At 48.8% G+C, this 15,834-nt stretch carries 15 protein-coding genes and 1 riboswitch; of the genes, 1 reads left to right on the top strand and 14 read right to left on the bottom strand.

The window, feature by feature from the left end; genetic code table 11:
* Nucleotides 1-40 precede the first annotated feature (40 nt).
* The 14 genes from ON064_RS04475 to zapA form a co-directional block, all read right to left on the bottom strand.
* Entirely contained in the window at nucleotides 41-652 is a 612-nt protein-coding gene (locus tag ON064_RS04475; protein ID WP_274623802.1) for a succinate dehydrogenase cytochrome b558 subunit, read from the bottom strand.
* 381 nt (nucleotides 653-1,033) lie between these two features.
* The gene (locus ON064_RS04470; protein ID WP_274623801.1) at nucleotides 1,034-2,260 is read right to left on the bottom strand and encodes an aspartate kinase; all 1,227 of its coding nucleotides are present in this window, start codon (nucleotides 2,258-2,260) and stop codon (nucleotides 1,034-1,036) included.
* A gap of 103 nt (nucleotides 2,261-2,363) precedes the next feature.
* Nucleotides 2,364-2,537: riboswitch (Lysine riboswitch) on the bottom strand.
* Between the two features lie 41 nt (nucleotides 2,538-2,578).
* Complete coding sequence (gene uvrC / locus ON064_RS04465; protein ID WP_274623800.1) at nucleotides 2,579-4,372, bottom strand: excinuclease ABC subunit UvrC; 1,794 nt, start codon at nucleotides 4,370-4,372, stop codon at nucleotides 2,579-2,581.
* 53 nt (nucleotides 4,373-4,425) lie between these two features.
* Nucleotides 4,426-4,740 carry a thioredoxin gene (gene trxA / locus ON064_RS04460; RefSeq protein ID WP_058381042.1) on the bottom strand — a complete coding sequence of 105 codons (315 nt, stop codon included), beginning with the start codon at nucleotides 4,738-4,740 and terminating at the stop codon, nucleotides 4,426-4,428.
* Between the two features lie 210 nt (nucleotides 4,741-4,950).
* On the bottom strand, nucleotides 4,951-5,919 hold the full coding sequence (locus tag ON064_RS04455) for an electron transfer flavoprotein subunit alpha/FixB family protein (protein WP_121300204.1): 969 nt from the start codon (nucleotides 5,917-5,919) through the stop codon (nucleotides 4,951-4,953).
* A gap of 49 nt (nucleotides 5,920-5,968) precedes the next feature.
* On the bottom strand, nucleotides 5,969-6,742 hold the full coding sequence (locus ON064_RS04450) for an electron transfer flavoprotein subunit beta/FixA family protein (protein ID WP_058381044.1): 774 nt from the start codon (nucleotides 6,740-6,742) through the stop codon (nucleotides 5,969-5,971).
* Nucleotides 6,743-6,762: 20 nt separating this feature from the next.
* Nucleotides 6,763-7,536 carry an enoyl-CoA hydratase gene (locus ON064_RS04445; RefSeq protein ID WP_274623799.1) on the bottom strand — a complete coding sequence of 258 codons (774 nt, stop codon included), beginning with the start codon at nucleotides 7,534-7,536 and terminating at the stop codon, nucleotides 6,763-6,765.
* Between the two features lie 17 nt (nucleotides 7,537-7,553).
* Nucleotides 7,554-8,138, bottom strand: a complete 585-nt coding sequence (locus ON064_RS04440; RefSeq protein ID WP_101190124.1) for a fatty acid metabolism transcriptional regulator FadR — start codon at nucleotides 8,136-8,138, stop codon at nucleotides 7,554-7,556.
* Nucleotides 8,139-8,235: 97 nt separating this feature from the next.
* Nucleotides 8,236-9,927, bottom strand: coding sequence for an AMP-binding protein (locus ON064_RS04435; RefSeq protein ID WP_121300208.1), 1,692 nt, complete (start codon nucleotides 9,925-9,927; stop codon nucleotides 8,236-8,238).
* Nucleotides 9,928-10,154: 227 nt separating this feature from the next.
* Entirely contained in the window at nucleotides 10,155-10,568 is a 414-nt protein-coding gene (locus ON064_RS04430) for a DUF350 domain-containing protein (RefSeq protein WP_274623798.1), read from the bottom strand.
* A gap of 21 nt (nucleotides 10,569-10,589) precedes the next feature.
* Nucleotides 10,590-12,950 (bottom strand): endonuclease MutS2, encoded by a 2,361-nt coding sequence (locus ON064_RS04425; protein ID WP_274623797.1) that lies wholly within the window; start codon nucleotides 12,948-12,950, stop codon nucleotides 10,590-10,592.
* A gap of 13 nt (nucleotides 12,951-12,963) precedes the next feature.
* Nucleotides 12,964-14,667 (bottom strand): DNA polymerase/3'-5' exonuclease PolX, encoded by a 1,704-nt coding sequence (polX, locus tag ON064_RS04420; RefSeq protein WP_274623796.1) that lies wholly within the window; start codon nucleotides 14,665-14,667, stop codon nucleotides 12,964-12,966.
* A 61-nt stretch (nucleotides 14,668-14,728) separates the two neighbouring features.
* On the bottom strand, nucleotides 14,729-15,265 hold the full coding sequence (locus ON064_RS04415; RefSeq protein WP_274623795.1) for a CvpA family protein: 537 nt from the start codon (nucleotides 15,263-15,265) through the stop codon (nucleotides 14,729-14,731).
* Nucleotides 15,266-15,270: 5 nt separating this feature from the next.
* On the bottom strand, nucleotides 15,271-15,531 hold the full coding sequence (zapA, locus tag ON064_RS04410; protein WP_058381052.1) for a cell division protein ZapA: 261 nt from the start codon (nucleotides 15,529-15,531) through the stop codon (nucleotides 15,271-15,273).
* 82 nt (nucleotides 15,532-15,613) lie between these two features.
* Between zapA and ON064_RS04405 the strand changes: the two genes are divergently transcribed.
* A partial coding sequence (locus ON064_RS04405; protein WP_274623794.1) for a DUF3378 domain-containing protein occupies nucleotides 15,614-15,834 on the top strand: 221 nt, incomplete at its 3' end.

The raw sequence follows: 15,834 nt of genomic DNA, 5'->3' as shown, positions 1-15,834 counted from the left end.
TGTTCACTCCTCTTTTAATTCACCAATGTTTGGGACATCCTTAAACGAATGCAAACAATGCTCTGATACCAATGATCGATAATACAATAAAGACTAGAAGTGTGAAATAAGTTGAGTAGCGTTGTGCTTTCGCTGACACAGTGATTCCCCACGTTACAAAGAAAGACCACAATCCATTCGCAAAGTGGAACGTTGCGGACAAGACGCCTACTACGTAGAACGCGAACATCAGCGGATTCGATAGGATGTTTTCCATCATGTTGAAATCTGCTTCACCCGCTCCAATCGCTACCTGGAATCTTGTCTCGAAGATATGCCATGCGATAAAGACCACTAGGAAAACCCCGGTATAACGCTGTGCGACAAACAGCATGTTACGCATGTAGCTGTAATGCCCCGGGTTGTTTTTCGCCGTGAACGCTATGTATAATCCGTAAAAAGCATGATACATGAGCGGCAAGTAGATGACGAAAATCTCCAAGAAAATGACGAATGGAAGATTTGCCATGAAGTGGGCAGCTTGGTTAAACGCTTCCACGCCTTGCGTAGCGAAATGGTTGACGATCAAATGCTGCGTCAAGAACAAACCGATTGGAATGACCCCGAGTAAAGAGTGCAGCCTGCGCATTAAAAATTCACGATTGTTATCCAAAAATTTTACCCCCCTCAAAAACATTAGTTGGCAGCGTAAAGCTTTCCTATATCAGGAAAACATATTCACGTTGCTGTAAGCATCATGTACAAGAATATGACATATTTATTGTACTCCCCCCCTCTAGGAGCGTCAAGGCAAGGAAACCTTTTTAGGCGCATCCAGTCTAGGGTCTGTGAAGGTTTTTGCGGATATTAAATAGGAAAGAATTCATGAAAAGCTATATTTTCATTTCGAAACAGGCGAGATACAGGCATCTGTTTCGAGGTTTTATAAGCTCATATAGGACCGTGATGGCAAGATTTCAAATTTGAACAAATTGTGAATTTTTACACAAACTTTCGGCAATTCAAAAAAGCCCAGCTAGGCTGGGCTTTTAGCTTATCTGACAGACGCTGGCGTCAGTCCGTATGCATCGTGAAGCGCATTTGCCGAACGTTCCATTTCATTCGCCGGCACGACGACAGAGACTTTGATTTCGGAAGTGCTGACCATTTTCACCGGCACATCCTGCGTGCGGAGAATATCGAACATTTTTGCCGCGACGCCGGGATTTGACACCATGCCGGAGCCGACAATCGACACTTTCGCCAAGCCGGTTTCGATATCGATGGCGTTATAGCCGATTTGCTTTTGAGCTTCCGACAACACGCGCTGAGCTTCTGCCAGGCTGTCTTCTTTGATTGAAAAAGAAACAGACGGCGGAAACTCCTCACTGATGCTTTGCACGATGATATCGACATCGATCAAGTTATCCGCAAGACTCGTGAAGATATTGGCAAGCGAGCCGTTGAATGGCTTTGTGTAACTGACAGTGATGCGGGCGATGTCTTTTTCGAATGCCACGCCGCGCACGATTAGATTTTTTTCCACAGTGATCACCTCTTGAATGATAGTTCCCGGTTCATCCGAGTAGCTGGCCCGTACAGAGAGGGGCACTTGATTGTTCTTGGCGAATTCTACGGCTCGCGGATGAAGGACTCCCGCCCCGAGATTGGCCAATTCGAGCATTTCGTCGTATGAAATTTGTTCGAGCTTGCGGGCGCCTGTGACATAACGGGGATCGGATGTATAGACTCCGTCAACGTCTGTATAAATCTCACATTTTTCCGCGCCTAGTGCGCCGGCAAGCGCCACAGCAGTTGTATCGGACCCGCCGCGGCCAAGCGTCGTGATGTTGCCGTTCTTGTCGACGCCCTGGAATCCTGCGACCACGCAAAACAAGCCGAGGTCGAGCGCCTCTTCCAAACGCTGTGTATGGATCGTCTCGATGCGCGCATTGCGCGGGACGGATTCCGTTTCGATGCCCGCCTGCCAGCCTGTGAAACTCAAGGCGTCATGGCCGAGTTTTTTGAACGCCATCGCCAACAGTGAAATGGTCACTTGTTCACCTGTCGCGAGCAGCATGTCCATTTCACGCTTTGGCGGCTCAGCCGAAATCTCTCCCGCTAGGCCAATCAGCGTGTCTGTCGTTTTGCCCATCGCCGAGACGACGATGACGACGCGCTTGCCTTGTTGTTTTTCCTGGATGGCGCGTCTTGCCACGCCTAGGATTTTCTCCGGAGACGCCACAGACGTCCCGCCGAATTTCATTACGATTGTTGTCATTCTCTCCACTCCCACTTAAAGTAAGTGGCCCTCAACAAAAAAGAGGCAACTCGCCGATTGCCCGGCAAGCTACCTCTCTTCTCATGTACGATTTCAAACGTCCATGTGAGATAGCCCTCCAGAGTCAAACTCTGACAGCCCTGCATCTCTTAAATGCAGGACCAGCATACACGCAAGCAGTGCGCGTAAACTTCGGCGGGCGTCCCTTTTGGCATCCTTCACAGATTCTGCAAATCTCGGGATGCTTACTATTGACGTCCGCTCCTCTATCATCACTTTTTACAAGTGATTCAATTGTGTTAATACAATACCACGAAGTTATTCTTGTTGCAACGGCTGTTCTTTGAAATGCCGTTCGATTTCCACGGCCAGCTTCTCAGGGATGCCGGCCTGCTGAATCTCGCCGGCGTTCGCTTCCTTGATTTTCCGGACGGAGCCGAAATGCTTGAGCAATTGCTGCTTGCGTTTCGGGCCGACGCCTTGCAAGCCGTCGAGCGCGGATTGAATCGAATTCTTGCCGCGCAATTGGCGGTGGAACGTGATGACGAATCGGTGGACTTCGTCTTGAATGCGCTGCAATAAATAAAACGCTTCACTTGTGCGCTTGAGTTCCACCATTTCGACCGGATTGCCGTACAACAGCTGGGATGTTTGGTGCTTGGCATCTTTTGCAAGACCCGCAATCGGGATATCGAGGCCGAGTTCGTCTTCAACGATTTCGCGCGCCGATTCGATCTGGCCTTTGCCCCCATCGATAATGATCAAGTCGGGCAGCGGCAAGCCGTCCTTCAGCACGCGGCTGTAGCGCCTGTGGACCACTTCACGCATCGCCGCATAATCATCAGGCTTCTGCGCTGAGCGCGTCTTGTATTTCCGGTAATCTTTCTTCGACGGTTTGCCATCGATAAAGACGACCATCGCAGACACGGCATCCGCCCCTTGGATATGGGAGTTATCGAATGCTTCGATGCGCAGCGGCGTGTGGATGTTCATCGCTTCGCCCAATTCGTTGCAGGCACCGACCGTGCGTTCTTCCTGGCGCTCGAGCAGCTGGAATTTCTCCTTGATGGCAATGTCCGCATTCTTGCGCGCAAGCAAGACCAAATCTTTTTTCTTGCCGCGCTGCGGGACGAGCACTTTCGCGCCGAGCCATTCTTTCAGGAATTCCTCATCTTCCGCTTCCGGCAACAGGATTTCATTCGGTTTGATATGATCCGGCTTTTCATAGAATTGGCCGAGGAAGGTCAAAAATTCTTCTTCCGGGTCGCGGTACAACGGGAACATCGACACTTCGCGCTCGATCAGCTTTCCTTGGCGCACAAAAAATACTTGCACACACATCCAGCCCTTGTCGACAGCGTAAGCAAAGACATCGCGGTTGGTGAAATCGTTCATGGCCATTTTCTGTTTTTCCATGACCGATTCAATGTGGCTGATCTGGTCGCGGTATTCTTTCGCCCGTTCGAACTCCAGGTTCTCCGCCGCTTCGCTCATCTTCTCGGTCAGCTCCTGCTTTACTTCGCGGAAGCCGCCGTTTAAGAACCGGCTGATGCCGTCGATCATTTCACGGTACGTATCCTTCTCTACCGGTTTGACGCAAGGCGCGAGGCATTGCCCGAGATGGTAATAGAGGCAGACGCGGTCCGGCATCGTATGGCATTTGCGGAGCGGATACAAACGGTCCAGCAGCTTCTTCGTCTCGCTCGCTGCATAGGCGTTCGGATAAGGGCCAAAATATTTCCCTTTGTCTTTTTTGACCTGTCTTGTGATGACCAATTTCGGATGGCGTTCGCCCGTGATTTTCAAATACGGATAAGTCTTATTGTCTTTCAGGCGGATATTGTATTTCGGGTCATGCTTTTTGATCAAGTTCAATTCAAGGATCAATGCTTCTTTGTCGGAAGAGGTGACAATGTATTCAAAGTCCTCGATTTCATTGACGAGGCGCTGTGTTTTCGTATCGTGGCTGCCAGTGAAATAGGAACGCACACGGTTCTTCAACACTTTCGCCTTGCCGACATAGATGACTGTCCCTTGGCGGTCCTTCATCAAATAGCAGCCCGGCTGGTCCGGCAAAACTGCCAATTTATGTTGAATCATTTCATTTTTCATTTCCTCACCCTATTTAAAAAACCGGGTTCCACGAATGGGACCCGGTTTTGGAATTATGCGTGTTTTTCAACCAATTCAGCCAAAGCTTCTTTTGGACGGAAGCCGACAACTTTATCGACTGTTTCGCCGTTTTTCATCAAAAGAAGTGTCGGGATGGACATGATGCCGTATTCGCTAGCTGTCTGTTGGTTTTCATCAACATCCAATTTCACGATTTTCACTTTGTCGTCCATGTCTGCATCAAGTTCTTCAAGAACTGGAGCGATCATTTTACAAGGCCCGCACCATGCTGCCCAAAAGTCTACCAATACGAGACCTTCTGAAACTTCCTGTTTGAAATTCTGATCTGTTCCTTTAACGATTGCCATGTATAATTCCTCCTTAAGTGATAACCAAACTATATTTCGATTATAGCAGACGTGATTTACGCTAGCTATTTATTTGCCTAGTCCTTCCATACCCGGCTGTTGTTGGCGTTAAACTGCCTGGGTTTGATGTAGTCAATGTATTTAAAGAGTAGGAGATTCCGCTACAGGGGCACGCAAAAAAACAGCCCGCTACATTGCGGGCTGCTGTGATTACATGACTTTCTTGAATTCTTCTGTAAGCAACGGGATGACGTCGAATAGGTCTCCGACGATTCCGTAGTCTGCTACTTTGAAGATGTTCGCTTCCGGATCTTTGTTGATCGCAACGATGACTTTGGAGTTGGACATCCCCGCCATGTGCTGGATCGCTCCGGAAATTCCCGCTGCGATGTAGAGATCAGGTGTAACGACTTTCCCTGTCTGTCCGATCTGCAAGGAATAATCGCAGTAATCTGCGTCACATGCGCCGCGTGATGCTCCGACTGCGCCGCCAAGAAGGTCAGCCAGTTCTTGCAATGGCTCGAATCCGTCTTTACTCTTGACGCCGCGTCCGCCAGCGATGATGACTTTCGCTTCAGAAAGGTCTACGCCTTCTGCGGATTTGCGGACGACGTTTTTGATGATCGTGCGCAAGTTCGTGATATCGACCGACAAGCTCGATACATCGCCAGAACGTTCTTCACGCTCAAGCGGAGCGATGTTGTTCGGGCGTACTGTAATGAAGACAACGCCGTCTTCTTTCAATTTCACTTTTTCAAATGCTTTACCGGAATAGATCGGGCGGATGAAGACAGCGTCATCGCCTTCCCCTTCGATATCCGTTACATCGGAAATCAAGCCGGTTTGCAATTTCGATGCGATTTTTGGCGACAAGTCCTTGCCGACCGCAGTGTGGCCGAAGACGATTGCTTCAGGCTGCTCCTGGTCAACAACTGCCATGAATGCCTGGCCGTAGCCGTCAGATGTATAAGATTTCAAGTGTGGGTGCTCAACCGTAATGACACGGTCAGCGCCGTAAGCTACCAATTCGTTTCCGAACTCGCTCACTGCTTCCCCAAGCAAGACAGCAACGACTTCCCCGCCGCCTGAAATTTTCTTGGCTGCGGCAATTGCTTCAAATGATACGTTGCGCAAAGCGCCTTCACGCGTTTCGCCCAATACTAATACTTTTTTCGACATAGTCCGTTAACCCCCTAAGTAGATGTGAAAATGAATGATTGGCGTACGTTTATATAACTTTCGCTTCAGAGCGAAGCAAGCTGACCAGTTCAGAAACTTGGCTTGGAATTTCGCCTTCCAAAATACGGCCGGCTTGTTTTTTCGGCGGCAAGTATACTTCGATCGTTTCTGTTTTCGCTTCTACATCTTCTTCGTCGATATCCAGATCATCGAGCTCAAGCTCTTCAAGCGGTTTTTTCTTCGCTTTCATGATTCCTGGAAGAGATGGATAGCGCGGTTCGTTCAAGCCTTGCTGGGCTGTTACCAATAAAGGCAATGAAGTTTCAAGCTCTTCTGCATCCCCTTCAATATCACGGACGATTTTCACTGTTTCGCCTTCGATTTCAAGGCTTGTGATTGTCGTTACGTAGTTGATATCAAGCAAATCAGCTACGCGCGGTCCGACTTGTCCAGAACCACCGTCGATAGCTACGTTTCCTGCTAGGATCAAGTCCGCTTCTTTGTCTTTTAAGTACTCTGCCAGTATGTATGCTGCCGTAAACTGGTCCATTTCCTCAACATCGTCTTCTGTATTGATCAAGACCGCTTTATCAGCGCCCATTGCAAGTGCTGTGCGCAATTGCTTTTCAGCTTCCTCGTCGCCGATTGTGACAACTGTCACTTCGCCGCCGTGAGCGTCGCGGACCGTGATGGCCTCTTCGATCGCATACTCGTCATATGGGTTGATGATAAATTCAGCGCCATCTTCTTGAATCTGGCCACCAGAGACAACCAGCTTTTCTTCTGTGTCAAACGTACGTTTTACCAATACATAAATGTTCATGAACGTAAACCTCCCAAGTATTATTTCCCTTTAAATTGTGCTTCGCGTTTTTCCAGGAAAGCGCTAATGCCTTCCTTCGCGTCTTCCGATACGAAAACCGTACCGAACGAATCCGCTTCTGCCTTGACCCCTTCTTCAAAAGCCCCGTGCTTCGAATACTGAAGCATGTCGATGGCCGCCTTGACGGACACCGGGCTTTTTTTCGCAATTTTCTTCGCAATTGAAAGCGTTTGCGGAAGAAGGTCTTCTTCGCCGAAAGAACGGTTGGCAAGACCGAGCTGCACTGCTTCTTCGCCTGTAATCGGATCGCTCGTCAAAAGCATTTCAGCGGCTTTGGCCACTCCGACATAACGCGGCAAACGCTGTGTTCCTGCAAATCCAGGAATCAAGCCCAATTGAAGTTCCGGCAATCCCAGTTTAGCATTTTCCGTAACAAAACGCATATGGCAGCTCATTGCCAGCTCCAAACCTCCGCCGAGTGCGGCGCCGTGGATAGCGGCAATGACCGGCTTGTGGAATGTTTCCACGCGTTCAAATACGGCTTGACCGCTTGCCGACAGTTTCGAGAATTCTTCTCCTGAAGTCACTTCCGTGAACTCCTTGATGTCGGCGCCTGCCGAGAAGAAACGCCCTTCCCCGTGCAAGACGATCGCACGGACATCCGGGTCGTTTTTCACTTCATCCAGAAGTGCATCGACTTCCAAGATCAGCGCCCGAGACAATGCATTTGCCGGCGGCCGGTTGATTGTCGCAATCGCTACCCCATCTTCTTTTTTCCAGCTGATAAATTCCACCTGCTCATCCCCTCCCTTTACGCTTGCATGCCTTTCAGCAATAAGCGCTGCACTTTCGGTGCGAGTTCGACCAAATCATACTTGTGATCGTTCATCACCCAGGTAGTAATGGTCTCATCCATTGTACCAAAAACCATCTGGCGGGCTAAACGAATATCCATATTTTGATCAAATTCTCCTGATTCGATGCCACTGATCAGGATCCGGTCCATCAATTTTAAATAACCCCGCAAAACATTATTGATTTTCATGCGGATGTCATGATTGGATTGCCGAAGTTCTAGCTGGGTCACGATCGCTAGATGCAGATCGTTTGCAAGCAAGCTGAAATGGCTATTGATCATCATGCCGAGCTGATCGGCTGCGCTTGCATCTTTCGCGATGATTTTCTCCAATTCGCTGACGAACACGCCCATCTTCTCCTGGAAGACGGAAATGAGAATGTCTTCTTTATTCTTGAAATACAAATAAATCGTCCCATCCGCTACACCGGCTTGCTTGGCAATTTTCGAAACTTGCGCTTGGTGGTAACCATTTTCTGCGATGACGATGACCGCAGCATCAATGATTTGCTTATATTTCGGTTTATCCTTCTTTACCATCCTGTCACCACCCAAAAAAATATGAAAATATGAATGGCGATTCATTCATATTTTCATATTATCGTTTTGTTTAAATTGTGTCAAGCTTTTGCCTTAGTTAGGAAGGAACCGCTTCATTGCGTTTGGCGATTTCTTCATCCACCAGCGATCTGCGCAGGATTTTACCGACCGCTGTTTTCGGGAGTTCTTTACGGAACTCATAAATGCGTGGCACTTTGAACGCTGCGAGGTGTTCGCGGCAATGTTTATCCAATTGTTCTTCTGTAACAGTATACCCTTCTTTCAATACGATGTATGCTTTTACCGTTTCGCCGCGATACGGGTCCGGGATTCCGGCAACGACGCATTCCTGGATCGCTTCGTGTTCATACAGCACTTCTTCGATTTCCCTTGGATAGATATTGAAGCCTCCGGCGATGATCATGTCCTTTTTGCGGTCGACGATAAAGAATTGACCTTCCTCGTCCATATAGCCAAGATCCCCGGTCAATAGCCAGCCATCGACAATCGTTGCCGCTGTAGCATCCGGGCGGTTCCAATAGCCTTTCATCACTTGAGGGCCCTGAATGGCGATTTCACCGATCTGGCCGTTTGGAACAGGATCAGTCGTTCCCGGAAGGAAAATTTCGCAATCTGTATCCGGATACGGCATACCGATCGAGCCTTTCGTTCGTTCTCCCCATACGAGATTCGAGTGGGTAACCGGCGAGGTTTCAGTTAGGCCATAGCCTTCGACCAGTTTGCCTCCCGTGATGCGTTCGAATTTCTCCTGTACTTCCGTCGGCAGCGGCGCGGATCCGCTCAAGCATGCTTCAATGGAAGACAGATCGTATTTCTTGATGTCCGGATGGTTTAATAAACCGATATAAAGCGTCGGTGCGCCAGGGAACAAGGTCGGCTTTTGCTTGTTGATGGTTTTCAAGGCCTGCTCTGGATCGAATTTCGGCAATAGTACCATCTTATTGCCCTGCATGACAGACAAGATCAAGACAGTTGTCAAACCGTACACATGGAATAAAGGAATGATGCCCATGATCGTCTCTTCGCCACGCTTCGATTTATAGAGCCAAGCGTCACACATCGTCGCATTCGAGATTAAGTTACGGTGCGTCAGCATAACGCCTTTTGGCGATCCGGTCGTTCCGCCAGTGTATTGCAGCAGCGCCAAGTCTTCGTCAAAATCAAATGGCGGCTTGGTAATTTGCGGCGAAGCTGTTTTCATGATTTCCGTGAAGAGGTGATTGATCCCCCGGTGTTCGACTTTCACCGTCATCCCGTATTGCTTTTTCTGGATGAACGGGTACACGAGGTTTTTCGGGAATGTCAGGTAATCCTTGATGCCCGTGACGATGACGTTCTCAAGATCCGTTTCTTTAATGACTTTGTTGATTCGCGGGAACAAAATATCTAGCGCAATGATCGCCTTGGCACCGGAATCTTTCATCTGGTAGGAAATTTCCCGCTCTGTATAAAGCGGATTTGTCATGACGACGACGCCCCCAGCGTAAAGGATCCCATAAAAACTGATGACCGCCTGTGGACAGTTCGGCAGCATGATGGATACCCGGTCGCCTTTTTGGATACCTAGCTTTTGAAGGTAATTGGCCATCTTCATGGCAGATTGGTACAACTCTTCGTAGCTAAGATCCTTGCCCAGGAAATGAATTGCGGTCTTTTGCGGAAAGTCTTCATAGGCTTTCGTCAAATATTCCTGGACTGGCATGCTCGGATACGTTAGCGTGTGCGGTACTTCCGCCGGATAATGAGCTAACCACGGTTTTTCGGACATATTTTCTACCTCCCCCTCTTTTATCGGAATCGTGAGAATATTCCTACTTTAAGTATAAAGAATTATGATAACGCTTTCAAACATTATTTTCTATTAGGTTTTAATCCATAAAAAAAACGGCACACAGGCCGTTTTTAAAACACGAATAGGAAGACGATTCCTACAAGCACAAACAAGATGCAAAAAACGATTAAGATTTTGATCAGGTTTTCCATTCGTTCCAACTCCTATGAAATACTGGCTCCGATAACATACGACAAGCCGACTGAGATGGTCATCGAAATCAAGCCGACCGAACGGTTATCGCGGGCGATTTCTTCATCCACTTTGAATTTTGGCGTCAAAAACTCAAAGAGCAGATAAGCAAAAATCAATAATACGAACCCAAACAGTCCCCAGCCGATCATCTCAAACAGCGTCGTGTGCTGTTCAATCGAAAAGCGGAAAATATTCGTGACGCCGAAAATTTTTCCGCCTGTGGCCATCGCCACGGCCAAATTGCCACTTTTGATTTCTTCCCAGTTTTTATATTTTGTTACCACTTCAAAAATAACCATCGCTACAATCAAGCATAAGACTACCACACTGAAATAGCCGGCTGTCTCAACGAGCGGATGGGTCCAAAATCCTCCCTCGAACATTTGCAAACTCCCCTTCCGCCCTTACTTCAATTCAGCGACTGTGACGCCCGATCCGCCTTCACCCGGTTCGCCAAAGCGGTAGCTCTTGACGCGCGGATGTTTCTTCAAGTATTGCTGAACGCCTTGGCGAAGCGCGCCAGTCCCTTTGCCGTGAATGATGGAGACTTGGTGGTAATTCGCCAATAAAGCATCATCCAAATATTTCTCGACGCGCGAAAGGGCATCCTCATAACGCTCACCGCGAAGGTCCAACTCCATTTTCGTATAGCCTTCACGGCCTTTCAAGCTGGTCATCGTGCGGGTTTCTTTTTGTTTTTCAGGTTTCGTGTAGCTGAGGTCGGATTCAGGCAACTTCATTTTCAAGATGCCGACCTGAACGATCCATTCGGTGTCGGAAACTTTTTCGACCAAGCTGCCTTTTTGCCCGTAAGACAGCACTTTCACTTCGTCGTTCGGTTTCAAAGCGACCGGTTCGTTTTGCTTTTTTGCTTTTTTCAATACCCGATTTTCCGGCATAGCATTTTCCAGCCGTTTTTTGGCATCGATCAGCTGGTGTTCTTTGACGCCGGTCTGCTGGGTAAGCTGCATTTGGCGCAGTTCCTTGATGACCGTTTCCGCTTCCGCGCGCGCCTGATCGACGATTTTGCGCGCTTTTTCTTTTGCTTTGTCTTCAAGCAGCTCTTTGCGGCTGTCGTATTCCGCGAGTCGTTTCGCCAAGTCTTCTTTTAGCGTCTCGGATTCTTCGAGCACAGAACGGGTTTCTTCTGCATCCCGTTCGGCCTCGCGACGGCTTTTCTCAAGCGAAGCGATCATCGAGTCAACTTCCTTGCGATCGGTTCCGGTGAAACTTTTCGCATGTGAAATGATATGCTCCGGCAAGCCGAGGCGTTTGGAAATTTCGAACGCGTTGCTGCGCCCCGGTACGCCGATCAACAGGCGATAAGTCGGGCTCAATGTTTCGACATCGAATTCGACGCTGGCATTGGCGACGCCTTCCCGGTTGTAGCCATAAGCTTTCAGTTCCGGGTAATGGGTCGTCGCGATTACACGCGCGCCTCTGCCATGTACTTCATCCAATAATGAAATGGCAAGCGCTGCCCCTTCTTGCGGGTCAGTACCGGCACCGAGCTCATCGAAAATGACGAGTGAGTTTTCATCGAATTTTTCGAGGATGTCGACGATATTAACCATATGGGAAGAGAATGTACTCAAGCTTTGCTCGATGGATTGCTCATCGCCGATATCAGCAAAAATCTGGTCGAATACGGCCAGTTCCGATCCTTCGAGCGCCGGTACGGGAAGCCCAGCCTGTGCCATCAAAGTCGACAAGCCGACCGTCTTCAAGGTGACCGTCTTCCCGCCTGTATTCGGGCCGGTGATGACAATCGCCGTGATGTCCCGGCCAAACTCGATATCGTTCGGAACGACTTCGTCTTGTGGAATGAGCGGATGGCGCGCTTTTTTTAAATTGATATAGCCTTCCGTGTTCATGTCAGGCTTCGAGCATTTATGCGCTTGCCCGTACTTCGCTTTAGCCAGGATCAAATCGACTTCCGCCAATACGCCGACCAACGTAAACAATTCGTGTGCGACTTCCTGCACTTTCATAGACAACATCAGCAGGATGCGGTCGATTTCTTCCCGTTCTTTCAACTTCAGCCGGCGCACTTCATTGTTTGCTTGCACGACAGCATCCGGTTCGATGAACAGCGTCTGGCCTGACGATGATTGGTCGTGGACAATGCCGCCGTAATGGCTTCTATATTCTTGCTTGACCGGGATAACGAAGCGATCGTTACGGATGGTGACAATCGAATCCGATAGCATTTTCGATGCATTGCGCCCGCGGATCAGGCTCTCGAGTTTTTCGCGTACGCGGCTTTCCTGCGCGCGCAGTGATTGGCGGATGCTGCGAAGTTCCGAGCTCGCGCTATCGACCACAGTGCCATTATCATCGATGCAGGCGTTGATATCGTGTTCGAGCTGTGTCAATATCGGCATGCTTTCTTTTTTCTCCATGAAATGGGGAATGTCGATATCTTCTTCCGCGTCGATGGCTTCAAGGAAATGGCGCAAGATCCGGCTTGCGCGGATCGTTGAAGAAACTTCCATCAATTCCACCGGGCTTAAACTGCCGCCGATTTGTGCGCGCTTGGCGTGGGGGCGGATATCGGAAATCCCACCCATCGGCACATTATTCTTGATGCGCAATAATTGTGCTGCTTCATCCATTTCTTCGAGCAAACGGTTTACTTCCGCGATGTCAGTAGACGGCAGCAATTCTTTCACTAACCCTTTTCCAAGTGATGAAGTGCAAAATGCAGCCACTTCTTCACGGATTTTATAGAATTCGAGAGTTCGTAATGCGCGCTCTGCGATCATATAAACTCCTCCTTTATCGTTTCAAAAAATCTCTTAACTTCTCAAGCGGCCATGTATTGACCACATTGTCTTTTTTCAGCCATGCTTTCTGCGCGTGTCGTACGCCAGTTGCCATGACCTCCAGCCCTTCGATTGCATGGGCATCGGTATTGATGGCGACCGGCACGCCTTTTTCCTGTGCCATGACCAGCCATTCGACGGCGAGGTCGAGGCGATACGGGCTCGCATTCAATTCCACGATTTTACCGTATTCTTTCGCCCAATCCAAAATCTGTTCAACATCCGGATTATAGCCGTCGCGCTTTCCGACGATTCGGCCTGTCGGATGCGCGATCATATGGACATATGGGTTTTTCATCGCCGTCAAAATACGTGCCATGATCTGTTCTTGCGGCTGTTGGAAACTCGAATGGATGCTCGCGATGACGAAATCCAATTGCGCGAGCACTTCGTCGTCGAAATCCAAACTGCCATCCGGCAAGATGTCCATTTCCGTTCCCGACATCACTTCGATGTCGTCGTGGCGTTTATTGGCTTCACGCAATTTTCCGTTCTGTTCAATCAAGCGCTCGGGCGTCAAGCCGTTTGCAACTTTTAAGTACTGAGAGTGATCGGTGATGACCATGTATTCGTAACCGCGCTCGCGGCATGCGTTGATCATTTCATCAATCGAATGTGCCCCGTCTGACCAGGTTGTGTGCATATGCAAGTCGCCGCGGATATCGTCGAGTGAGACGAGCGATGGCAATTCATCGATGCGGTCGATTTCTCGGCCATCTTCGCGCACGGTCGGCGGGATGAACGGCAAATTGAAATGAGCGAAAAATGCCTCTTCTGATTCGAATGTCAACACGGAACCGTCTTCCTGTTCCACGCCGTATTCGCTGATTTTCTCTTTTTTCGCTTTGGCCAATTGGCGCATGCGGACATTATGGTCTTTGGATCCGGTAAAATGATGCAGCGCTGTCGCAAATTCTTCTGGTGCAACGAGGCGGAAATCGACATCGATCGGCTCGACCACTTCCACCGCAACAGAGACTTTCGTGTCGCCTGAAGCAATGGTTTCTTTTACAGGCAAGCCGGCGAGCAGTTGTTCTTTCACTTTTGCCGGTTCATTGGTCGCTACGATAAAGTCGAGGTCTTTGCTCGTCTCTTTCGTGCGGCGAAAACTTCCGGCAACTGAAAACTCCGCGACATCGGAAATCGTCGTCAACAAGTTTTCAATGAATGCCACGGTTTCTTCCGTTTTCCAGATCGGGTGGCGTCCCGGGTCGGTTTCGAAGTTTTCCAGCTCAAGCAGGATTTTCTCTTCGGATTTTGCGCCGAATCCCGGAAGCGCCTGGACACGCCCATCGATGCACGCCTGCTTCAAAGATTCCATTGAATCCACGCCGAGTTCTTTGTAGAGCTTGGCAATTTTTTTGCCGCCGAGCCCTTGCAGTTTGAGCATTGGCACAAGCCCTTTCGGCACTTCTTCCTGGAGTTCTTCGAGAACAGAAGATTTGCCGTCGGTAAGCAATTCCGTGATGACATCGCCCGTGCCTTTTCCGATGCCTTTTAGCTTCGTGACATCTTCAATCTCATCCAAGCTGCGCTGATCGAGTTCAAGCGCTTGGGCGGCTTTGCGGAAAGCCGATACTTTAAACGGGTTGTCCCCTTTTAATTCCATATATAACGCAATATTCTCCAATGTGCGGATAATGATTTTTTTATTCATGCCAAACAAACCTCCCTAATCGGTTCATAAAAAAACTTCCCTCGTAAGAGAGAAGTTCCTACTACATATAAATATACCACCATTCCTTCACTTTCTCAGAGAAATAAGGCGTATGCTCCAGGATCGCGCGTGCAATTCCGGAGTTGTCGATTTGGTTTTGAATCACATCGATCGGCAATAACGCAAATACGTAGAGTCCGATAAACAATAAGATGTGCGCTTCGATGAGCCCAAGGACTGCACCGAAAATACGGCTCAGGAAGCCGAGCACCGGTATGTATTTGATGAAATCGAACATCGATGCGATCAGCGTCAGCAAAAATTTCACGACGAAGAAAATGAGTGCGAATGCCAATAGCTGGTAAAAAGTTTGATCCAGATTCAATTGTTCAAAAGCCATCGCAAAGCGTGAGGTTTCGTCGACCGTCGGGTATGGAACCCATAACACAAAGTTTTCCGATAGCGGTTTATAATACGTGTAGGCAACAATGAGCGCGACGACAAATCCGACCATGTGCAGAAACTGCAGTACCAGTCCTCGCTTGAAGCCAACCAAAATCCCCGCCAGAAGCAATACTAATAAGATTAAATCAAGCATATCCGTCAGCCCTTCAAGTTATTCAATTCAATTTCCATTTGTTCTAGCTGCTCTTTCAGTTTAAGATATTCATGTGTCGCATTTACCGCTGTCAATACGGCAAGTTTCGCCTGGTCAAGCGATGGATTGGCGGCGTTGATCTCCCGCATCTTGCTGTCGACCATGGAAGCGACAAGCCTCATATGGCCGGATGTCTCGGTGCCGAGCATCTTATATGTATGGCCATATATATCAACGACAGTGCGAATTTTATGCTGCTCTTGCAATGCGCGTTCCCCCTTTGGAATTCTATAGACCATCATAACACGAACTTGAGCGGATTGTGAATCATAAGAAAGGGGACTCCCAATGACCAATAGCGTCTTGAAACTGCCAGAAGAAGCCTTAAAAAAATTGATCGAACATTACCGTAATAAGGAAATAACCACCAAGAATCCCCATGCACGCTTTGCTGCCAAGCTGCCGGATGCGATGATTACCGTCTACACATCCGGCAAAGTCATGTTCCAAGGCGCTGGCGCTGAACGCGAAACCGCCAAATGGGGCGCTGCCGACAGCATCAAAGAGAA

Origin of the sequence: Planococcus sp. A6 (assembly GCF_028823615.1) — a bacterium.
Lineage (GTDB): Bacteria > Bacillota > Bacilli > Bacillales_A > Planococcaceae > Planococcus.
The sequence above is the reverse complement of the archived record's forward strand: the minus strand, read 5'-3'. Positions and strand labels throughout refer to the sequence as shown.